Source organism: Pseudomonas sp. GW822-FHT04H02 (genome assembly GCF_058800645.1).
Genome location: NZ_JBXAMM010000005.1, coordinates 410,224 through 431,881, shown reverse-complemented (window position 1 = coordinate 431,881; position 21,658 = coordinate 410,224). Strand labels below are relative to the sequence as shown.

Genomic DNA, 21,658 nt, shown 5'->3' with positions numbered 1-21,658 from the left:
CCCGCAGCCCGCCCTGGGCTGCGCACGGCCACCTCACGCCCTCAGCAAACACGCCTGTAAGGAACCGCACCATGAACCACGACGTCATCATCACCTGCGCACTCACCGGTGCTGGCGACACGACCGCCAAGAGCCCGCACGTGCCGGTCACCCCGAAACAGATCGCCGCGGCCGCCGTAGAAGCCGCCAAGGCCGGCGCCACCGTGGTGCACTGCCATGTGCGCGACCCCGCCACCGGCAAGTTCAGCCGCGATGTGGCGCTGTACCGCGAAGTGATGGAGCGGATCCGCGAGGCCGACATCGACATCATCGTCAACCTCACCGCCGGCATGGGCGGCGACCTGGAGATCGGCGGCGGCGAGAACCCCATGGAGTTCGGCCCCAACACCGACCTGGTCGGCCCCTTGACCCGCCTGGCCCACGTCGAGGAACTGCTGCCGGAGATCTGCACCCTGGACTGCGGCACCCTGAACTTCGGCGACGGCGACACCATCTACGTCTCCACCCCGGCTCAACTGCGGGCCGGCGCCAAGCGTATCCAGGAGCTGGGAGTGAAGGCCGAGCTGGAAATCTTCGACACCGGGCACCTGTGGTTCGCCAAGCAGATGATCAAGGAAGGCCTGCTGGACAACCCGCTGTTCCAGCTGTGCCTGGGCATTCCCTGGGGCGCCCCGGCGGACACTACCACCATGAAGGCCATGGTCGACAACCTGCCGGCGGACGCGGTCTGGGCCGGCTTCGGGATTGGCCGCATGCAGATGCCCATGGCTGCGCAAGCGGTGCTGCTGGGGGGCAACGTGCGGGTCGGCCTGGAAGACAACCTGTGGCTGGATCGCGGCGTGCTCGCCACCAACGGCCAACTGGTGGAACGGGCCACGGAAATCCTCAGCCGCCTCGGCGCCCGGGTCCTGACCCCGGCCGAAGGCCGGCAGAAAATGGGCCTGAAGCAACGCGGCTGACCCCAATCCACCTCTCCCCCCGTAGGAGCGAGCTTGCTCGCGAAGAGGCCGTCACATCCGAGCTCGTAGCAGCCGGCGTGCCGGCGAAGGGGCCCGCAAGGCCGCCAATAGCTTCGCTGGCAAGCCAGCTCCTACGAACTCTTTATCCAGGAAGACGCGATGACTTTTATTACCGATATCAAAACTTTCGCCGCCCTGGGCAGCGGCGTGATCGGCAGCGGCTGGGTGGCCCGAGCCCTGGCCCACGGCCTCGACGTAGTGGCCTGGGACCCGGCGCCCGGCGCCGAAGCGGCCCTGCGCAAGCGCGTCGCCAACGCCTGGGGCGCGCTGGAAAAACAAGGGCTGGCCCCCGGAGCATCACAACAGCGCCTGCGCTTCGTCGACACCATCGAGGAATGCGTGAAGGATGCCGACTTCATCCAGGAAAGCGCTCCCGAACGCCTGGAGCTCAAGCTGGAACTGCACAGCAGAATCAGCGCCGCGGCCAAGCCTGAGGCGCTGATCGGCTCCAGCACCTCGGGCCTTTTGCCCAGCGAATTCTACGAGGGCTCGACCCACCCGGAACGCTGCGTGGTGGGCCACCCGTTCAACCCGGTGTACCTGCTGCCGCTGGTGGAGGTGGTGGGCGGCAAGCGCACCGCGCCCGAAGCGGTCCAGGCCGCGATCAAGGTCTATGAATCCCTGGGGATGCGCGCCCTTCACGTGCGCAAGGAAGTCCCGGGGTTCATCGCCGACCGTCTTCTCGAAGCGCTGTGGCGCGAGGCCCTGCACCTGGTCAACGACGGCGTGGCGACCACCGGGGAAATCGACGATGCGATCCGCTTTGGCGCCGGCCTGCGCTGGTCGTTCATGGGCACCTTCCTCACCTACACCCTGGCGGGCGGCGACGCCGGCATGCGCCACTTCATGGCCCAGTTCGGCCCGGCGCTGCAACTGCCCTGGACCTACCTGCCGGCCCCGGAGCTGACCGACAAGCTGATCGACGACGTGGTCGAAGGCACCGCCGAGCAACTGGGCACCCACAGCATTGCGGCCCTGGAGCGCTATCGTGATGACTGCCTGCTGGCGGTGCTGGAGGCGGTGAAAACCACCAAGGCCAAGCACGGCATGCACTTTCACGACTAACCCAACCCCGTAGGAACTGGCTTGCCGGCGAACGGGCCGCCAAGCCAGGCGCAAACCCAACGGACGCCTTCGCCGGCAAGCCGGCTCCTACCGTTATCCGGTGACCTTATGCCTGCCCTGACCACCTACAGCACCCGCATCATCAGCGACTGGGTCGATTACAACGGCCATCTGCGCGATGCCTTCTACCTGCTGATCTTCAGCTATGCCACTGACGCCCTGATGGATCGCCTGGGGCTCGACAGCGACAACCGCGAAGCCAGCGGCCACTCGCTGTTCACCCTGGAACTGCACCTGAACTACCTGCATGAGGTGAAGCTCGACACCGAGGTCGAAGTGCGCACCCAGATCATCGGCCACGATCGCAAGCGCCTGCACCTCTACCACAGCCTGCACAGACTCGATGATCCCCGGGAGCTGGCAGGCAACGAGCAAATGCTGCTCCACGTCGACCTGGCCGGGCCGCGTTCGGCGCCGTTCAGTGAGCCGGTGCTGCAACGCCTGCAAACCCTGGCCGCCGAGCAGGCGGACCTGCCGCGCCCGGCCTGCCTCGGCCGGGTGATCGCCCTGCCCGCGGAAAAATAGCCCTCAGAAGAAAAGGAGATCGCCGTGAACACCGCCGCCCTTGCCGACTACCGCAGTTACCCGTTGATCAGCGCACTGGCCACTGTCCAGGTCCTGCCGGACCGGCTCCAGGTGCACTGGGCCGACGGCCGTCTCAGCCCTTTTCATCATCAATGGCTGCGGGACAACTGCCCTTGCCCGCAATGCGTCTACAGCGTGACCCGCGAACAGGTGCTGGAAATCGTCGATGTTGCCGAAGACCTCGAGTGCAGCGCCGCACGCATTGATGCCGACGGCTGCCTGAACCTCGACTGGGCGGACGGCCACCGCAGCCGCTTCGACCCCGGCTGGCTGCGGGCCCATGCCTATGATCGACAGTCGCGCGAAGAACGGCAGGCCGCCAAGGCCCGGCACTCGCTGTGGGACGCCAGCCTGCAACTGCCCGAGTTCCAGTACCAGGCGCTGATGGAGGACCCCCAGGTGCTGCTGCAATGGCTGCTGGCCCTGCGCGATACCGGCCTGACCCAGGTCCGTGGCGCGCCCACCGAACCCGGCTCGCTGGCCCTGATTGCGCGGCGTATTTCGTTTATCCGCGAAAGCAATTTCGGCGTGCTGTTCAACGTGCAGTCCAAGGCCGATGCCGACAGCAACGCCTACACCGCCTTCAATCTGCCGCTGCACAGCGACCTGCCGACCCGCGAGCTGCAACCGGGGCTGCAATTCCTGCATTGCCTGGTGAATGACGCGGTAGGCGGCGAAAGCATTTTCGTCGACGGCTTTGCCATTGCCGACGCCCTGCGCCGGGAAGACCCCGAGGCGTTCCGCGCCCTGTGCGAAATTCCCGTGGAGTTTCGCAACAAGGACCGCCACAGCGACTACCGCTGCCTGGCGCCGGTCATCGCCCTGGATGCCCGGGGCCAGGTCGCGGAAATCCGCATGGCCAATTTCCTGCGTGGCCCCTTCGACACCACGGAAGAACAGATGCCCCGGCTGTACCGCGCCTACCGGCGCTTTATCGCCCTGACCCGCGAAGCCCGGTTCCGGGTCATTCGCCGCCTGGACCCGGGCCAGCTCTGGTGCTTCGACAACCGCCGCACCCTGCACGCGCGCAACGCCTTCGACCCGGCCAGCGGCGCCCGGCACTTCCAGGGCTGCTACATCGACCGCGACGAACTGCTCTCCAGAATCCTGGTGCTGCAGCGCTGATCCTCACCCCTCCCGCCCCCGGCTCCCCTGTAGGAGCCGGCTTGCCGGCGAAACTTGCCGGAGAGCTTTCCACAGGCAAAAAAAAGCCCCGATCAAGCCGTGACAGGATCGAGGCAGGGACTACTTCTGAGGAGCTGCGGTGAGAAGGTGACCAAACCGACACGACGCGAGCTGGTTTCAGTCTGCCCACTCTGCCTTCCCGCGAGTTAGCCGAGAGCGACCTGCTCATAGGTAATAGGGCCACTGCCACGCCTTCAGATGTCCTCGGTATACAGCACCACCGTCACATAGAAATAGCCGATCTTGTGCCAATCCTGGCGCTGGTTGTAGGGCGTCTCTTCAGAGCCCATGCCAATCTGGTAATTACGCCCGGTCTTTCTATCCCTATAGGAAATGAAGCCCTTCGTTTCCCAGCCGCAGCAGACAAACCTGAGCCCCTCCTGCCCCCCCAACTCCCGCTGCAGATAGCGCTCTACCTCATGGGCGTCCTTACCTTTGACCCGGTAACTGGCAGTCAGCGGTGCGCCCTGATCCTGGGGCCTCGACTCACAACGGAAAAACTCCAGGGACTTCGGTGGATCGGTCATGGCCTTCAGAAAATCGTCGCACTCGGGAGCGGCCAGAGCGGCGCCGGAAACCATCAACAACAAACAGGCGAACCCCATTCTGAACATCACTTTCATCCACTCCAGCTCCATGGTTTGCCACTCGGCGGCCATCCTACCGAACACCCAGCGCTTGCACAGAAAGTCTTTGCGCGGCAGGAACGCTCATTACCCCACCCTTCAGGCAAGCCCGAGGCCTCACAAGCAAGCGCCGCAAGACTTGATTGCGCCGCCTTTTCCCAACGCTCTGGCAACCGGCCATGGCCATCGACTTAGCCGAAAACGACCTGTTCATAGGTAAACGGGCCATCGCGACAATCTGCCCTTGCCGCCACCCGGACGCCCTACCAGAATCGGCTCACGACCACGCTCCCTGAACAAGGATAAGAGTCATGATGCACGCGGATCTGATTGACCAGGACGACCTGCTGGGACAACTCCGGGCCCTGGGTTTCGAAATGCCCGCAGGTGCCAGCGCCGAGCAGGCCTGCGAATGTGCGGTAAGGGGCTTGAGCGATGCACGGGCCAAGGCGCTCAAGGGCATGGTCGAGCAGATGCTCACCGGCAATGCGACCATCCTGCCTGCCGTACGCCAGGCCATCGACCGCCAACTGCTGCCGGCCCTGGCCGAGTACCAGCAGCAAAAACGCGCGTGAACGCCCCCGGGGCCCGGGCGGGTTGCTAAAGTGGGTTTCCTCCACAAACCACAGGCCCGCTCATGACCCCCATTGAACCTGGTTCATCCGCCAACGCTGGCGGGTGGCTGCAATTGCGCCAGGGCCTGTGGCCCGATTGCCCGCAGGATGAACACCAGGCCGAAATCCAGCAGATTCTGGCCGAGCCCCAGCGCTATGGCTGCTGGCTGGCCTGCACCGAGAACGGTGAGGCCGTGGGCCTGGCCGAGGCTGCATTGCGCCACGACTACGTCAACGGCACCGACAGCTCCCCCGTGGTCTTTCTTGAAGGCATCTATGTGGCCCCCGGGCATCGTCGCCAGGGCATAGCCCAGCGCCTGATCGAGCAGGTCGCCTATTGGGGGCAACAACAGGGATGCGTGGAAATGGCCTCGGACACCAGCCTCGACAACCTGGCCAGCCAGGATCTGCACCACGCGCTGGGTTTCGAGGAAACCGAGCGCGTGGTGTATTTCAAGAAACGCCTGTGACTACAGGCGCACGCTGGCGAAGGTCGATTCGTTGCGTGCCTGGCTCAGGGCCGACAATGGCCCGGACAGCGGCGCCAAAACCATGGCTTGCGGCAGCGGCATCATCGCCACCTGCTGAGTGGTGTTGGAACCGATGCGCTCGTCACGCGGTGGAATGCCGAAGTACTCGCGGTAGCACTTGGAGAAGTGCGGCGTGGAGACAAAACCACAGACCGACGCCACTTCGATGATCGACATGGGAGTCTGCTTGAGCAGTTGCCGGGCGCGGATCAGCCGCAGCTTGAGGTAGTAGCGCGACGGCGAGCAATGCAGGTACTTCTGGAACAGCCGCTCCAGCTGTCGCCGGGACACGGCGACGTACACCGCCAGTTCGTCGAGGTCGATCGGCTCTTCGAGGTTGGCTTCCATCAGGGCGACGATTTCCTGCAGCTTGGGCTGGTTGGTGCCCAGCATGTGCTTGAGGGGTACGCGCTGGTGATCCTGCTCGTTGCGGATGCGCTCGTAGACGAACATTTCCGAGATCGCCGCCGACAGCTCGCGGCCATGATCGCGGCTGATCAGGTGCAGCATCATGTCCAGCGGCGCGGTGCCGCCGGAGCTGGTGAAGCGGTTGCGGTCGAGGGTGAACAGGCGGGTGCTCATGGCCACCCGGGGAAAGGCTTCCTGCATCGACGCCAGGCATTCCCAGTGCACGCTGCAATCGAAGCCGTCCAGCAGGCCGGCGCAGGCCAGGGCCCAACTGCCGGTACACACCGCACCCAGACGGCGCGACTGGCGGGCCTGGCTCTGCAGCCAGGACACATGTTCGCGGGTGACGGTGCGCTGGATGCCGATACCGCCGCAGACAATCACGGTATCGAGGCTGGGGGCTTTGTGCATCGCGGCATCGGGGGTGATCTGCAGACCGTCACTGGCCCAGACCTGGCCACCATCGACGCTGAGGGTGGTCCAGCGATACAGCTCGCGACCGGACAGTTGGTTGGCCATGCGCAGGGGTTCGACTGCGGAGGCCAGGGAAATCAGCGTGAAATTGTCCAGCAGCAGAAAGCCGATGGATTGAGGCGCACGGTTCTGGGGTTGGGCCCCGGAGTTGAACGACGTCATCGCGATATCTCCTCACACAAAGCGGGTGATGGCCTCAGGCGGAGGCTCTTTTTATGTGCCCTGTTCCTCAAGGGAGACGGGCTTGATATTCACAGAGCAATTGCCATGCCTAAAGTTGAATGGGCATTCAATAACTCCTGAAAACGACGTCGCGACGTGTCTACATAGCCCTTGTCAATGTGCGGATAAGAAGCGCCGCCGTCGGCGTGCGGTGGCCAGGCTCAGAGAGCTGTGAGCAGTTAGGTAGCACTTGCGCGGCAGGCACTTCGCACAGGGGCGGGCGAGTGTCACTCAAAGCACAACCGGGCCACGGGCACGGGGGCTGCCCGGCCCGGTTGGCGACTTGTCTATTCACGACGCGCTAAAAGGTGGCGCGCCCCTGGGCATGTGAGCGATTTGTGCGCGCCGGCAATCAGCACTCCACGGCGCTGACCGCCAGGCCGCCACGGGAGGTTTCCTTGTATTTGTCGTGCATGTCGGCGCCGGTATCACGCATGGTGCGAATTACCCGGTCCAGGGAAATGAAATGCTGGCCATCGCCGCGCAAGGCCATTTGCGCGGCATTGATCGCCTTCACCGCGGCAATCGCGTTGCGCTCGATGCACGGCACCTGCACCAGCCCGCCCACCGGATCACAGGTCAGGCCGAGGTTGTGCTCCAGGCCGATCTCCGCGGCGTTGCACAACTGCTCCGGGGTCGCCCCGAGAATTTCCGCCAGCCCGGCCGCCGCCATGGCGCAGGCCGAACCCACCTCACCCTGGCAGCCGACTTCGGCACCGGAGATGGAGGCGTTCTTCTTGCACAGGATGCCGATGGCCGCCGCGCCGAGAAAGAAATCCACCACGTTGGCGTCGGTGACGTCTTCGCTGAACTTCATGAAGTAATGCAGCACCGCCGGAATGATCCCCGCCGCGCCGTTGGTGGGGGCGGTGACCATGCGTCCGCCGGCGGCGTTCTCTTCGTTCACCGCCAGGGCAAACAGGTTGACCCACTCCATGGCGCTGAGGGTGGAGCCGATCACATTGGGCTTGTTCAGTTCCTGCAGGCTACGGTGCAACTTGGCCGCGCGGCGACGCACATTGAGCCCGCCAGGCAGGATGCCCTCGTGCTTGAGCCCCTGTTCCACGCAGTCCTGCATGGCACGCCAGAGCGCCATCAGGCCGCTGCGAATTTCCTCTTCCGAACGCCAGACTTTCTCGTTGGCCAGCATCAGTTCGGCGACCCGCAGGTTGTGCTTCTGGCACAGGCCCAGCAGTTCCACCGCACTGGAAAAGTCGTAAGGCAGCTCGCTGCGGTCCAGGTCCGCCACACCGCTGTCGGCCTGGGCCTGGTCGACGACAAAACCGCCGCCCACCGAATAGTAGGTATCGCGGTGCAGCTCACCCTCTTCGCCCGCGGCCACCAGGGTCATGGCGTTGGGATGGAATGGCAGGTTGCGGTCCACCAGCTGCATGTCCCGGGCCCAGATGAAAGGCACTGGCAGCCGCCCGTCCAGCAACAGGGTGTCGGTTTCCCGCAGCAGCTCGATGCGCGTGCCGATCAGCGACGGGTCGATCGCGTCCGGCCACTCCCCCATCAGGCCCATGATCACCGCGTTGTCGCTGCCATGGCCGATGCCGGTGGCGGACAGCGAACCGAAGAGCTGCACCTCGACCCGGCGTACCTGCTCCAGCAGTTGCCTTTCCTTTAATACCTGGACGAACAAAGCCGCTGCGCGCATGGGCCCGACCGTGTGGGAACTGGAGGGGCCGATGCCGATCTTGAACAGGTCGAAAACACTGATAGCCATTGCTGCGTAACTCCTGGTTGAGCACTGTCCGGGCGCCGGAAACGCCCTCTGACGGAGCTGCTACGCTCAAGCTGCAATCCGCCGAGAAGGGCGCATCATCAGGCTTTTGCCAAGGCCCGCGACGTCTGACACCGACTCACTCATGCCCACTAACGCCGCCAGGCGCAACGCAGGGGTTTTGGGCGTTTTTTGCGGCTCAGTTGTAGGAAAAATCGCTCGAAAACACTGTAAGCGACCTCACCGACACTGGATGCGACCCTCCCTGTACTGGATACGACGCACCCTGTAGGCGACAGATTTTCACTGGTACATGATCAGTCTCGACTCGATTGCAAGGCACGGTGGTAGAGCTGTTCCCGACACACCAACCGCCACACTTATAAGCGCGGTCCAAACGCCGCCAAAAAAACATCCAGGAGTCCCCCCTATGAAAGGTTCCCCGTCGTTGTTGTTGGCCGCCATGCTGAGTCTGCCGCTTCTGGCACAAGCCGCAGAACCGGCACAATGCAGCACCGTAAACTTCTCCGATGTCGGCTGGACCGATATCACCGTGACCACCGCCACCACCAGCGTCGTGCTCAACGCCCTGGGCTACAAGACCAAGACCACCATGATTTCCGTGCCCGTGACCTACAAGTCCCTGGCCGACGGCAAGAACATGGACGTGTTCCTCGGCAACTGGATGCCGACCATGGAAAACGACATCAAGCCCTACCGCGACGCCGGGACCGTGGCCACCCTGCGGGCCAACCTGGAAAACGCCAAGTACACCCTGGCGGTGCCCGAGTCGCTGTACGACAAGGGCCTGAAGGACTTCGCCGACATCGTCAAGTTCAAGAAGGAACTGGACGGCAAGATCTACGGCATCGAGCCGGGCAACGACGGCAACCGCACCATCCAGACCATGATCGACAAGAATGCCTTCGGCCTGAAGGACGCCGGCTTCAAGGTGGTGGAATCCAGCGAGGCAGGCATGCTGTCCCAGGTCGAGCGCGCACAGCGCCGTGACACCGCGGTGGTGTTCCTGGGCTGGGAACCGCACCCGATGAACACCCGTTTCAAGATGAAGTACCTGACCGGCGGCGACGAGTTCTTCGGCCCCAACTTCGGCCAGGCCACCATCTACACCAACACCCGCAAGGGCTATGCCGAAGAGTGCAGCAACGTCGGCCAGTTGCTGAAGAACCTGTCGTTCACCTTGAACATGGAAAGCACCCTGATGGGCAACGTGCTGGACGACAAGATGAAGCCTGAGGCGGCCGCCAAGGCCTGGCTGAAGCAGAACCCTCAGGTGCTCGATACCTGGCTCGCCGGCGTGACCACCATTGACGGTAAACCTGGCCTGGAGGCCGTGAAAGCCAAGCTTGCACAAGCTTCAAATTAAGTAGTGCGCTTACGCCGGGCGGGCTCGCCCGCCCGGGCTGTTTTTCCCTTGCATGCGGACGTTCAATACCATGCTCACTGATCAGAAAATCCCCCTGGGCCAGTACATCGCGGCTTTCGTCGAGTGGTTGACGAAGCACGGCGCCAGCACCTTCGACGCGATCGCTACCACCCTGGAAACCATGATCCACGGCGTGACGTTCGCGCTGACCTGGTTCAACCCCCTGGCCCTGATCGGCCTGATTGCCCTGCTGGCGCACCTGATCCAGCGCAAATGGGGCCTGACCGCCTTTGTCGTGCTGTCCTTCCTGTTGATCCTCAACCTGGGGTACTGGCAGGAAACCATGGAAACCCTGGCCCAGGTGCTGTTCGCCACCCTGGTCTGCGTGCTCATCGGCGTACCGCTGGGCATAGTCGCGGCGCACAAGCCGCTGTTCTACACCATGATGCGGCCGGTGCTGGACCTGATGCAGACCGTGCCCACCTTCGTCTACCTGATCCCGACCCTGACCCTGTTCGGCCTGGGGGTGGTGCCCGGCTTGATTTCCACGGTGGTGTTCGCCATCGCCGCGCCGATCCGCCTGACCTACCTGGGCATTCGCGATGTTCCACAAGAGTTGATGGACGCCGGCAAGGCCTTTGGCTGCTCGCGCCGTCAGTTGTTGTCGCGCATTGAACTGCCCCACGCCATGCCGAGCATCGCCGCCGGCATTACCCAATGCATCATGCTGTCGCTGTCGATGGTGGTGATCGCCGCCCTGGTGGGCGCCGATGGCCTGGGCAAGCCGGTGGTCAACGCCCTCAATACCGCGGATATCGCCCTGGGCTTCGAAGCCGGCCTGGCCATTGTGCTGCTGGCGATCATGCTCGACCGCATCTGCAAGCAACCTGAAGCCAAAGTAGGAGGTGACGCATGAGCATTATCCGCTTCGACAAGGTCGACGTGATTTTCTCCAAGGACCCGCGCGAGCCCCTCAAGCTGCTGGACCAGGGCATGACCCGCAACGAGATCCTGAAGAAGACCGGGCAGATCGTCGGCGTCGAGAATGCCAGCCTGGACATCGAGAAAGGCGAGATCTGCGTGCTGATGGGCCTCTCCGGTTCCGGCAAGTCGAGCCTGCTGCGCTGCATCAACGGCCTGAACACCGTGAGCCGCGGCAAGCTGTTCGTCGAGCATGAAGGCAAGCAGATCGACATCGCCTCCTGCAGCCCCGCCGAGCTGAAGATGATGCGCACCAAGCGCATCGCCATGGTGTTCCAGAAGTTCGCCCTGATGCCCTGGCTGACCGTGCGCGAAAACATCAGCTTCGGCCTGGAAATGCAGGGCCGCCCGGAAAAGGAACGGCGCAAGCTGGTGGACGAGAAGCTTGAGCTGGTGGGCCTGACCCAGTGGCGCAACAAGAAGCCCGACGAACTCTCCGGAGGCATGCAGCAGCGCGTGGGCCTGGCCCGTGCCCTGGCCATGGACGCCGATATCCTGCTGATGGACGAACCCTTCTCGGCCCTCGACCCGCTGATCCGCCAGGGCCTGCAGGACGAACTGCTGGAGCTGCAACGCAAGCTGAGCAAGACCATCGTCTTCGTCAGCCACGACCTGGACGAGGCCCTGAAGCTGGGCAGCCGCATCGCCATCATGAAAGACGGACGGATCATCCAGTACAGCAACCCGGAAGAAATCGTGCTCAACCCGGCGGACGACTATGTACGGACTTTCGTTGCCCACACCAACCCACTGAACGTGCTGTGCGGGCGCAGCCTGATGCGCAGCCTGGACAACTGCAAGCGGGTCAACGGCTCGGTATGCCTGGACCCGGGTGGCGATTCCTGGCTCGACCTGGCCGAAGGCAACACCATCAAGGGCGCACGCCGCAACGGCTCGCAGCTGGACCTGCAGAACTGGGTTCCGGGGCAAGCCGTGGAAGAACTGGGCCGACGCCCGACCCTGGTGGACTCCAGCATCGGCATGCGCGATGCCCTGCAGATCCGCTACCAGACCGGCAACAAACTGGTGCTCCACGACAACCAGAAAGTGGTGGGTATCCTTGGCGACAGCGAGCTCTACCACGCGCTGCTCGGCAAGAACCTGGGTTAAGCAGCAGACACAAAAACGCCGCGAGCAATCGCGGCGTTTTGCTTTAACCACCCACCCCCTTCTGTAGGAGCTGGCTTGCCAGCGAACAGGCCCTTAAGCCTTGCAGTGCCCTTGAGGACGCCTTCGCCGGCAAGCCGGCTCCTACAGCGGCTGGAACCGCTCCGTAGGGAGCGGCCCGTGACTTCACTCAGCTATAGACACGGCCAAGGAGCTGCCGATGGCTTTCGAACTGATCGAGCACATCCCGGGTGATCTGCTCCTGGGTGAAGCCCATCAAGTCGTATTCCTGGCTGCCGTTGTGCAGATACACCTCGGCGCGGTAGAAACGGCTGCGCACTTCGCTGTCGGCCCCTTCCGGCTGGGTCGATTCGCTAGGCGTCGCCAGGTAGCCGTCCAGGCTCACTTCATAGACGAAGGGATTGCCTTCATCCATTTCCACGCGCAGGCCCAGCAGGTTCTTCGACTTGCCCAGGTTGGTCTGCACTTCCAGGCTCAGGTTGCGCAACTGCGCCGCCGCTTCCTGCAAGGCCGGGCTGACGTGCTTGTCCATGTAGCGCTGCACCACCGACTGGGTCGGTTGCAGGTCCAGCTGGCTCAGGCGCTCGCTGAAACCGCGGCGGCCACGCTCGGCCAGTTGCGCCTGTTCCTGCTCGATCTGCACGTCCTGGCGCATGGCCTTGTGCAAGCCGAACATGAAGCAGATCAGCACCACCGAGAACGGCAGGCCGGCCAGCACCACCATGGTCTGCATGGCTTCGAAGTTGCCGGCGAACAGCAGGCCGATGGTCACCAGGGTGATCACCACCGACCAGAAGATCCGCAGCCAGTGCGGGGCGTCTTCGTCGACGTTGCCGCCCTTGCACGAAAGGTTGGCCATCATCACCGCCCCGGAGTCGGCGGGGGTCAGGAACAGCACGAATCCTACGAAGATCGACACACCGATGACAATCTTCGAGGCCGGGTAGTGCTCGAGCAGTTGGTAGATCGCCATGGACGGCTGTTCCAACGCCGTCTTGCCCAACTCCACGGCTCCCTGATTGACCACCAGATCCAGGGCCGAGTTACCGAAGATCGACAGCCAGGCCAGGGTGAAGCCCAGGGGAATCAGCAGTACGCCGGCCACCAGTTCACGCACGGTGCGACCACGGGAAATACGCGCGATGAACATGCCTACAAATGGCGCCCAGGAAATCCACCAGGCCCAGTAGAACAGGGTCCACAGGCCCAGCCAGCGATCGGACTTGGCGCTGTCGCCCTCATACACATAGAGGTCGAAGGTCTTGAGCACTACACCGTTCAGGTAGTCGCCGATGTTCTGCACGAAGCCGTTGAGCAGGTGCAGGGTCGGGCCGAACAGCAGGACGAAGATCAGCAGGCCGCTGAACAGCACGATGTTCAGGTTGGACAGGCGGCGGATGCCGTTTTCCACGCCGGACACCGCGGCGATGGTGGCCACCGTGCTCATGACGATGATCACGATCAGCAGGTTGGTGTTGCTGTGCTCCATGCCGAACAGGTTTTCCAGGCCGGAAGACACCTGCATCGAACCAATCCCGAGGTTGGTCACCAGGCCCAGCAGGGTCACGAACATGCCGAAGCCGTCCACCGCGTGGCCGGCCGCGCCCTTGACCCAGCGCTCGCCCACCAGCGGGTACAACGCCGAACGCAGCGCCAGTGGCTGGTTATGCCGATAGGCGAAGTACGCCACCGCCAGGCCCACCAGGGCATAGATGGCCCAGCCGTGCAGGCCCCAGTGCAGGAACGTCAGCTGCAGCGCCTGGCGTGCGGCCAGGTTGCTGCCCGGTACGCCTTCCGGCGGGTTGAAGTAGTGGTCCAGGGGCTCGGAAGCACCGAAGTACAGCAGCGAGATGCCGATGCCGGAGGAAAACAGCATCCCCGCCCAGGCGCCGTAACTGAAGTCCGGGGTGTCCTGCTTGGTCCCCAGCTTGAGCTTGCCGTAGGAGGAGAACGCCAGGCCCACCACGAACACCAGGTAAGCGGCGATCACCACCATGTAGTACCAGCCGAAGCTGCGGGACAACCAGGCCTGGGCAATGCCCAGCAGTCGGCCGGCCTCTTGCGGGGCGATGATCAGAATGGCGGTCAACAACAGGATCAGCGCGGTGGAGGTGTAGAACACCCAACCGTTGACCCGCACCTTCTCCGGTGGGGTCTTTATAAGAGAGGCAGAACTCATTGCGCAGATGCTCCGGGCAGTGCGAGAGAAGGACACAAGGCAACACGGCACCCGACCAATCGGTTAGTTGGCAGCCGATCATCGGGTGTTATAAAGACACCCCGAAAACACCCGAAACCGCAAAAGCCGCGTTGCGCAACCGCATCCGGGGCCGGTGACGAACCTGCAGTTCGTCGCCTGGAACCCGGAGCGTCCTGCCCCTTCAACACGTGTGCTCTCTTGCCGGTCCACGCTATGCCGCGTGTAAGTTTCGGGCATTTTCGGAGGTCGTTTTTCCGCCATCTGCGAGCAGGAGAAACTCCCCAGGCAGCGACGATTTGTCGCAGATCTTATTCTTTGTTGATTGAACGTTCAATCAAAACAAAATAGACTGGCCCACAAGTCGACGGGCGTCATACGCCAATCGACAGGCCTAAGGAGAGGTATCAGATGCCCAAGGTCGGTATGCAACCCATACGCCGCCAGCAATTGATCGAAGCCACGCTGCAAGCGGTCGATCAGGTCGGAATGGGGGACGCCAGCATTGCGCTGATCGCCCGTTTGGCCGGTGTCTCGAACGGCATCATCAGTCACTACTTTCGGGACAAGAACGGCCTGATCGCAGCGACGATGGGTTACATCATGAGCATGCTCAACGAAGGCGTCAGAGCACGCCGCCAGGCCCTGACGGACGACAGCCCGCGCGCTCATCTGAAAGTGATCATCGAGGGCAACTTCGATGCCAGCCAGGTGAACGGCCCGGCAATGAAAACCTGGTTGGCCTTCTGGGCTTCCAGCATGCACCAGCCCGATTTGCACAGGTTGCAGCGGATCAACGACCACCGCTTGTATTCCAACCTGTGTTGCCAGTTCCGCCGTGCCCTGCCGCTCTACCATGCGCGCAAGGCCGCCCGCGGCCTGGCGGCCTTGATCGACGGTTTGTGGCTGCGTGGTGCCTTGTCGGGTGATGCATTCGACACCGACCAGGCGATACGGATCGCTTACGAATACATGGATCTACAACTGGCTAAGCAGGAGCGCTAGAGCACAAAAGAGACGCTCGGCCCCTGAACCGCCACTGATCAGCGCGCCCCGAACTTAGGGGCATGCCCGGTGGTCAAGCCCACTACTTAATGCACTTGCGAGGACACTATGGCCCGTTTCGAACTGCAAAAACTCTACATCGACGGCGGCTACACCGATGCCGGCAGCGACGCCACTTTCGATGCCATCAACCCGGCCAACGGTGAAGTTCTCGCACAAGTGCAGCGTGCGACCAAGGAAGACGTGGAACGCGCCGTGGTCAGCGCCGAGAAAGGCCAGAAGATCTGGGCCGCCATGACCGCCATGGAGCGTTCGCGCATCCTGCGTCGCGCCGTGGAAATCCTCCGCGAGCGCAACGACGAACTGGCCGCCCTGGAAACCCTGGACACCGGCAAGGCCTTCTCCGAAACCAAGTACGTGGACATCGTCACCGGCGCCGACGTGCTGGAATACTACGCTGGCCTGGTACCGGCCATCGAAGGCGAGCAGATCCCGCTGCGCACCACTTCCTTCGTCTACACCCGTCGCGAGCCCCTGGGCGTAGTGGCCGGTATCGGCGCGTGGAACTACCCGATCCAGATCGCCCTGTGGAAATCCGCACCGGCCCTGGCGGCCGGTAACGCGATGATCTTCAAGCCGAGCGAAGTGACCTCGCTGACCACCCTGAAACTGGCCGAGATCTACACCGAAGCCGGCCTGCCGGATGGCGTGTTCAACGTCCTGACCGGCAGCGGCCGCGAAGTCGGCACTTGGCTGACCGAGCACCCGCGCATCGAGAAGGTCTCCTTCACCGGCGGCACCGACACTGGCAAGAAGGTCATGGCCAGCGCTTCCAGCTCCTCGCTGAAAGACGTGACCATGGAACTGGGCGGCAAGTCGCCACTGATCATCTTCGACGACGCCGACCTGGATCGCGCCGCCGACACCGCCATGATGGCCAACTTCTACAGCTCCGGTCAGGTCTGCACCAACGGCACTCGCGTGTTCGTGCCGAGCCACCTGAAAGCCGCTTTCGAAGCCAAGATCGCCGAGCGCGTTGCGCGCATCCGCATCGGCAACCCGGAAGACGAAAACACCAACTTCGGCCCGCTGGTCAGCTTCCCGCACATGGAAAGCGTGCTGGGCTACATCGCCAAGGGTAAAGAAGAAGGTGCCCGCGTACTGTGCGGCGGCGAGCGCCTGACCGACGGCGAATTCGCCAAGGGCGCCTTCGTTGCACCGACCGTGTTCACCGACTGCACCGACGACATGACCATCGTCCGTGAAGAAATCTTCGGCCCGGTCATGGCGATCCTGACCTACGAAACCGAAGAAGAAGTGATCCGCCGCGCCAACGACACCGACTTCGGCCTGGCTGCCGGCCTGGTCACCAAGGATCTGAACCGCGCTCACCGCGTGATTCATCAGCTCGAAGCCGGTATCTGCTGGATCAACGCCTGGGGCGAGTCCGACGCCAAGATGCCGGTTGGCGGCTACAAGCAGTCGGGCGTGGGCCGTGAGAACGGCATCAGCTCGCTGAACAACTTCACCCGCATCAAGTCGGTGCAGGTCGAGCTGGGCGACTACGCCTCGGTGTTCTAAGCAGCCGCTAGCAGCCAGCTACAAGCGGCAAGCCAGGACAACAGCCTGTCTTGCCGCCTGCTCCTCATTCAACGCCAAGCCCGCTTCGCTGCCTTTTCTCGCAGCTTGAAGCTTGAGGCTTGCAGCTCTCCACGGAGGCTCCAATGGCCCAAGAATTCGATTACATCATCATCGGTGCCGGCTCTGCCGGTAACACCCTGGCGACCCGTCTGACTGAAGACGAAGGCGTCACCGTCCTGCTGCTGGAAGCCGGCGGCCCGGACTACCGTTTCGACTTCCGCACCCAGATGCCGGCGGCACTGGCCTTCCCCCTGCAAGGCCGGCGCTACAACTGGGCCTACGAGACCGATCCAGAGCCACACATGGACGGTCGTCGCATGGAATGCGGTCGCGGCAAGGGCCTGGGCGGCTCGTCGCTGATCAACGGCATGTGCTACATCCGCGGCAACGCCATGGACTACGACGGCTGGGCCAAGCTGCCAGGCCTGGAAGACTGGACCTACCTGGATTGCCTGCCGTATTTCCGCAAGGCGGAAACCCGTGACATCGGCCCCAACGACTACCACGGCGGCGAAGGCCCGGTCAGCGTGACCACGCCCAAGGCCGGCAACAACCCGTTGTTCCACGCCATGGTCGAAGCCGGCGTGCAGGCTGGTTACCCGCGTACCGAAGACCTGAACGGCTACCAGCAGGAAGGCTTCGGTCCGATGGACCGTACCGTCACCCCTAAAGGTCGTCGCGCCAGCACCGCCCGCGGTTACCTGGACACCGCGAAAAAGCGTTCGACCCTGACCATCGTCACCCACGCCCTGACCGACAAGATCCTCTTCGAAGGCAAGCGCGCCGTGGGCGTGAGCTACCTGCAAGGCAGCACTGAAGAGCGCGTGGAAGCCCGTGCGCGCAAGGAAGTCATCGTCAGCTCCGGCGCCATCGCGTCGCCGCAATTGCTGCAACGTTCCGGCGTAGGCCCTCGCGCCCTCCTGGAAAGCCTGGACATCCCGGTGGTTCACGACCTGCCGGGCGTGGGCGAGAACCTTCAGGACCACCTGGAACTGTACCTGCAGTACGCCTGCACCCAGCCGGTGTCGCTGTATCCATCGCTGCTGTGGTGGAACCAGCCGGCCATCGGTGCCGAGTGGCTGTTCAACGGCACCGGCATCGGAGCCAGCAACCAGTTCGAAGCCGGCGGTTTCATCCGTACCCGCGAAGAGTTCGAATGGCCGAACATCCAGTACCACTTCCTGCCGGTGGCGATTAACTACAACGGCAGCAATGGTGTGAAAGAGCACGGCTTCCAGGCGCACATGGGCTCCATGCGCTCGCCGAGCCGTGGCCGCGTGCAGCTCAAGTCCAAGGACCCGCGCCAGCACCCGAGCATCCTCTTCAACTACATGGCCACCGAGCAGGACTGGCAGGAATTCCGCGACGGCATCCGCCTGACCCGTGAAATCATGCAGCAGCCGGCCCTGGACCCTTTCCGCGGCCGCGAGATCAGCCCGGGCATCGAGGTGCAGACCGACGAGCAACTGGACAAGTTCGTCCGCGAGCACGCCGAGACCGCCTTCCACCCATCCTGCTCGTGCAAGATGGGCACCGACGACATGGCTGTAGTGGATGGCCAGGGTCGCGTGCATGGCATGCAAGGCCTGCGCGTGGTGGATGCCTCGATCATGCCGATCATCACCACCGGCAACCTCAACGCGCCGACGATCATGATGGCCGAGAAAATCGCCGACAAGATCCGTGGCCGCCAGCCACTGCCACGCAGCACCGCGGCCTACTACGTAGCCGGTGAAGCCCCGGTACGTGGCAAGCCGATGCGCGATGTGACTCCCGCCGCGCAGTAAGCCTGACGGGCGCCGACCGCAAGGGTCGGCGCCCTTTTTCTCTTCCCTTCATTCCTTCAGAACTACTTCCTTGATCGCAGCCTTCGGCAGCGGCTACAGTTCTGCAACTTGCACATCCCCTTTCGCCCCCGCGCCCATCAGCACCTATACCTGTAGGAACCGCCGGGCGGTGTTCCGTTTGCTGGCGAAACGCGTCGACCCGCTATCGCGCCTCACAAGGAGGTCCTCCATGTTCGACTTTCACCCCCAGCTCAAGCAGCGCTTCGCTGCCTTGCGCACGGGCGCCGAATTCTTTTCCCTGCGTTATGTCCGCGAATCGGACCAGTACCTGTCGGTGCGCAAGAACGTCGCCGAGCCGCCGAGCCTGGGCCGAGACGAAGGGGCGATGCTGACCGTGCGGGTGCGCGGCGTGGAAGCCTACGCCGCCACCAACGACCTGTCGCAAAGCGGCCTGCAGGCCGCCCTTGACCGCGCCGAGCAGCAGGCCCGGGTCATCGCCGCCCATGCCCTGCTGGACCTGCGTGAGCAACCGGTCTCCAGCCACCGCGCGGACTATTTCTCGCCCAACCTGGAGCAGCCCTTCCCCTCCCTCAGCGACTGCTATCAGCTGCTGGGCGATGAGTCGGCCTCGGTGCCCAAGGATGAACGCCTGGTGAACTGGCAGGTGGGCATCGGCGTGACCCAGGTCGAGCAGATCTACCTCAACAGCGCCGGCGCCGAGCTGCGCCAGGCCCAGCGTTTCGTCTACCCGGGCCTGGACGTGACCGCCTACGACGGCAGCGACAGCCAGACCCGCAGCCTCGGCCGGGAGAACTTCGGCCAGCAGGGCGCCGGCGATGTGATCAGCCGCTGTGGCCTGCTGGGGGCTGCGCCGCGGGTCGCCGACCAGGCCCTGCAACTGCTGCTGGCGCCCAATACCCCCCAGGGCCCGCGGGACCTGCTGCTGATGCCGGACCAGATGATGCTGCAGATCCACGAATCCATCGGCCATCCCCTGGAGCTGGACCGCATTCTCGGCGACGAGCGCAATTACGCCGGCACCAGCTTCGTCAAACAGCAGGATTTCGGCCGCCTGCAATACGGCTCCTCGCTGCTCAACGTGACTTTCGACCCGCAGATCCCCGAGGAACTGGCCAGCTACAGTCACGACGACGACGGCACCGCGGCCAGCAAGCAGTTCCTGATTCGCGAGGGCCTGCTGGTACGCCCCCTGGGCAGCGCCCTGTCGCAATACCGCAGCGGCCTCGACGGCGTCGCCAACAGCCGCGCCAGCAGTTGGAACCGTGCACCGATCGACCGCATGGCCAACCTCAACATCGAGCCCGGCGACCAGCCCCTGGAGCAAATGATCGGGCACATCGAGCACGGCATCCTGATGTCCACCAACCGTTCCTGGTCCATCGACGATGCGCGCAACAAGTTCCAGTTCGGCTGCGAATGGGGCCAGTTGATCGAGAACGGCGAACTCCGGGGCGTGGTCAAGAACCCCAATTACCGGGGGATTTCCGCGCAGTTCTGGCGCAACCTCAGCGCGGTCGGCGACCGCAGCACCTTCCAGGTGCTGGGCACACCCAACTGCGGCAAGGGCGAGCCCAACCAGGTGATTCGCGTCGGCCATGCTTCGCCGGCCTGCGTATTCAGCAAGATTGATGTATTTGGAGGAGACGCCTGATGACCAGGACAGCCGATCAGGCCCAGCCATTCAAGGCCTTGGTGCAGTGGCTCAAAGACGCGCTGCGCGAGACCGAGCAGTTCACCCTGAGCTACGCCGCCGAAGCCTCGGAGTTCATTCGCTTCAACCACGCCAAGGTGCGCCAGGCCGGGCAGGTGCAACAGGCCAGCGTGCATTTCAAGCTGATCGACAATGGCCGCCACGCCGACCTCAGCATCACCCTGAGCAATGACCCCGAGGTGGATCGCCAGCGCCTGGCCGATGGCCTGCAACAACTGCGCGAGACCCTGCCGCTGCTGCCGGCCGACCCGTACCTGATGCTCAACCACACCCATTGGCAAAGCCATCACGTGCAGGACCAGCCGCTGCCCGGCAGTGAGCAGGTGGTGGAAGAAATCGGTCGCGCCGGCGCCGGCCTGGACCTGGTGGGCATCTACGCTGCCGGCCCCATCAGCCGTGGCTTCGCCAGTTCCGGCGGGGCCTTCGGCTGGCACCAGGCCAACAGCTTCAACTTCGATTTCAGCCTGTTCCACGAAAACGGCGAGGCGGTGAAGGCCAGCTACGCCGGGCACGCCTGGGACAGCCAGGCCTTCGCCCTGCGCTTCCAGCAGGCCCGGGAACAACTGGAATTCCTTGGCCGGCCACTGCGCACCCTGGCGCCCGGGCAGTACCGGGCCTACCTGGCGCCGGCGGCCCTGGAGGAGATCATGGGCATGCTGGCCTGGGGCGGCTTCTCGGCCCAGTCGATCGCCAGCAAGCACAGCCCGCTGCAGAAGCTCTATGCCGGTGATGCCGCGCTGAACCCGCTGGTGTCGCTCGACGAACAGGTCAGTGGCTCCCTGAGCCCGGCGTTTTCCGACGAAGGCTACCCGCGCAGCGACCTGTCACTGATCGTCGCGGGCAGCGCCAATGCCCAACTGATCAACTCCCGCAGCGCCGCCGAGTACGGCCTGACCACCAATGGTGCCGGCAGCGGTGAGTACCCCAGTGCACTGAACATGGCCGCGGGGCAGTTGTCCCAGCAGGAGATCCTCAAGCAGCTGGGCACCGGGCTGTACATCAGCAACCTGTGGTACCTGAACTACTCGGACCTGCCGGCGGCGCGCCTGACCGGCATGACCCGCTTCGCCACCTTCTGGGTGGAGAACGGCGAGATCCAGGCGCCCGTGAGCACCATGCGCTTCGATGACAGCGTCTACAGCCTGCTGGGCTCGCAGCTGGAGGCCCTGACCGAGCAACGCGAGCTGCTGCTGTCGGCCAGTACCTACGGCCAGCGCCAGACCGCTTCGATGCACTTGCCCGGAGCGCTGGTCAGCCGCCTGACCCTGACCCTGTAGAAACCGCCC

18 protein-coding genes are annotated in these 21,658 nt (G+C 63.7%); 14 read left to right on the top strand and 4 right to left on the bottom strand.

The genetic code is table 11. The features are described 5' to 3' along the window. The first annotated feature begins 71 nt into the window (after positions 1 to 71). From cdhC to AC1RMG_RS23925, 4 genes are all read left to right on the top strand, one after another. Positions 72 to 959 carry a 3-dehydrocarnitine:acetyl-CoA trimethylamine transferase CdhC gene (gene cdhC, locus AC1RMG_RS23940; protein WP_019095257.1) on the top strand — a complete coding sequence of 296 codons (888 nt, stop codon included), beginning with the start codon at positions 72 to 74 and terminating at the stop codon, positions 957 to 959. A 159-nt stretch (positions 960 to 1,118) separates the two neighbouring features. Next, positions 1,119 to 2,084, top strand: a complete 966-nt coding sequence (locus tag AC1RMG_RS23935) for an L-carnitine dehydrogenase (RefSeq protein ID WP_019095258.1) — start codon at positions 1,119 to 1,121, stop codon at positions 2,082 to 2,084. Between the two features lie 108 nt (positions 2,085 to 2,192). Next, positions 2,193 to 2,669 (top strand): thioesterase family protein, encoded by a 477-nt coding sequence (locus tag AC1RMG_RS23930; protein ID WP_015637317.1) that lies wholly within the window; start codon positions 2,193 to 2,195, stop codon positions 2,667 to 2,669. 24 nt (positions 2,670 to 2,693) lie between these two features. Beyond that, entirely contained in the window at positions 2,694 to 3,854 is a 1,161-nt protein-coding gene (locus AC1RMG_RS23925) for a gamma-butyrobetaine dioxygenase (RefSeq protein ID WP_123431070.1), read from the top strand. Positions 3,855 to 4,108: 254 nt separating this feature from the next. Here AC1RMG_RS23925 and AC1RMG_RS23920 read toward each other — a convergent pair whose 3' ends face one another. Further along, positions 4,109 to 4,537 (bottom strand): DUF4952 domain-containing protein, encoded by a 429-nt coding sequence (locus tag AC1RMG_RS23920; protein ID WP_169892498.1) that lies wholly within the window; start codon positions 4,535 to 4,537, stop codon positions 4,109 to 4,111. A 314-nt stretch (positions 4,538 to 4,851) separates the two neighbouring features. Between AC1RMG_RS23920 and AC1RMG_RS23915 the strand changes: the two genes are divergently transcribed. Together AC1RMG_RS23915 and aac(6') are read left to right on the top strand one after the other, a co-directional pair. Next, complete coding sequence (locus AC1RMG_RS23915; protein WP_015637320.1) at positions 4,852 to 5,115, top strand: hypothetical protein; 264 nt, start codon at positions 4,852 to 4,854, stop codon at positions 5,113 to 5,115. A 62-nt stretch (positions 5,116 to 5,177) separates the two neighbouring features. Beyond that, positions 5,178 to 5,624 carry an aminoglycoside 6'-N-acetyltransferase gene (gene aac(6'), locus AC1RMG_RS23910; RefSeq protein ID WP_019095262.1) on the top strand — a complete coding sequence of 149 codons (447 nt, stop codon included), beginning with the start codon at positions 5,178 to 5,180 and terminating at the stop codon, positions 5,622 to 5,624. On the opposite strand, the gene gbdR is transcribed toward aac(6'), so the two are convergent. Both gbdR and AC1RMG_RS23900 read right to left on the bottom strand, forming a co-directional pair. Next, the gene (gbdR, locus tag AC1RMG_RS23905) at positions 5,625 to 6,728 is read right to left on the bottom strand and encodes a choline metabolism transcriptional regulator GbdR (RefSeq protein WP_011063935.1); all 1,104 of its coding nucleotides are present in this window, start codon (positions 6,726 to 6,728) and stop codon (positions 5,625 to 5,627) included. Positions 6,729 to 7,140: 412 nt separating this feature from the next. After that, positions 7,141 to 8,517: an L-serine ammonia-lyase gene (locus tag AC1RMG_RS23900; protein ID WP_011063936.1), complete on the bottom strand. Its 1,377-nt coding sequence runs from the start codon at positions 8,515 to 8,517 to the stop codon at positions 7,141 to 7,143. 427 nt (positions 8,518 to 8,944) lie between these two features. Here AC1RMG_RS23900 and AC1RMG_RS23895 point away from each other — a divergent pair, with 427 nt between their 5' ends. From AC1RMG_RS23895 to choV, 3 genes are all read left to right on the top strand, one after another. Further along, entirely contained in the window at positions 8,945 to 9,901 is a 957-nt protein-coding gene (locus AC1RMG_RS23895; protein ID WP_011063937.1) for a choline ABC transporter substrate-binding protein, read from the top strand. A 70-nt stretch (positions 9,902 to 9,971) separates the two neighbouring features. Beyond that, positions 9,972 to 10,817 (top strand): choline ABC transporter permease subunit, encoded by an 846-nt coding sequence (gene choW, locus AC1RMG_RS23890; protein ID WP_019095263.1) that lies wholly within the window; start codon positions 9,972 to 9,974, stop codon positions 10,815 to 10,817. Then, positions 10,814 to 11,992, top strand: coding sequence for a choline ABC transporter ATP-binding protein (choV, locus tag AC1RMG_RS23885; protein WP_011063939.1), 1,179 nt, complete (start codon positions 10,814 to 10,816; stop codon positions 11,990 to 11,992). Before choW ends, choV begins: the two co-directional genes overlap by 4 nt. Before the next feature lie 187 nt (positions 11,993 to 12,179). Here choV and AC1RMG_RS23880 read toward each other — a convergent pair whose 3' ends face one another. Then, entirely contained in the window at positions 12,180 to 14,132 is a 1,953-nt protein-coding gene (locus AC1RMG_RS23880; RefSeq protein WP_225368821.1) for a BCCT family transporter, read from the bottom strand. Between the two features lie 486 nt (positions 14,133 to 14,618). Here AC1RMG_RS23880 and betI point away from each other — a divergent pair, with 486 nt between their 5' ends. From betI to AC1RMG_RS23855, 5 genes are all read left to right on the top strand, one after another. Beyond that, the gene (gene betI / locus AC1RMG_RS23875; RefSeq protein ID WP_011063941.1) at positions 14,619 to 15,212 is read left to right on the top strand and encodes a transcriptional regulator BetI; all 594 of its coding nucleotides are present in this window, start codon (positions 14,619 to 14,621) and stop codon (positions 15,210 to 15,212) included. A 108-nt stretch (positions 15,213 to 15,320) separates the two neighbouring features. Further along, positions 15,321 to 16,793: a betaine-aldehyde dehydrogenase gene (gene betB / locus AC1RMG_RS23870; RefSeq protein WP_011063942.1), complete on the top strand. Its 1,473-nt coding sequence runs from the start codon at positions 15,321 to 15,323 to the stop codon at positions 16,791 to 16,793. A 143-nt stretch (positions 16,794 to 16,936) separates the two neighbouring features. Beyond that, the gene (betA, locus tag AC1RMG_RS23865) at positions 16,937 to 18,640 is read left to right on the top strand and encodes a choline dehydrogenase (protein ID WP_015637324.1); all 1,704 of its coding nucleotides are present in this window, start codon (positions 16,937 to 16,939) and stop codon (positions 18,638 to 18,640) included. A gap of 229 nt (positions 18,641 to 18,869) precedes the next feature. Continuing rightward, positions 18,870 to 20,312 (top strand): TldD/PmbA family protein, encoded by a 1,443-nt coding sequence (locus AC1RMG_RS23860; RefSeq protein ID WP_093405260.1) that lies wholly within the window; start codon positions 18,870 to 18,872, stop codon positions 20,310 to 20,312. After that, positions 20,312 to 21,649: a TldD/PmbA family protein gene (locus tag AC1RMG_RS23855; RefSeq protein WP_125062321.1), complete on the top strand. Its 1,338-nt coding sequence runs from the start codon at positions 20,312 to 20,314 to the stop codon at positions 21,647 to 21,649. The genes AC1RMG_RS23860 and AC1RMG_RS23855 overlap by 1 nt, the downstream gene beginning before the upstream one ends. The last annotated feature ends 9 nt before the right edge of the window (positions 21,650 to 21,658 follow it).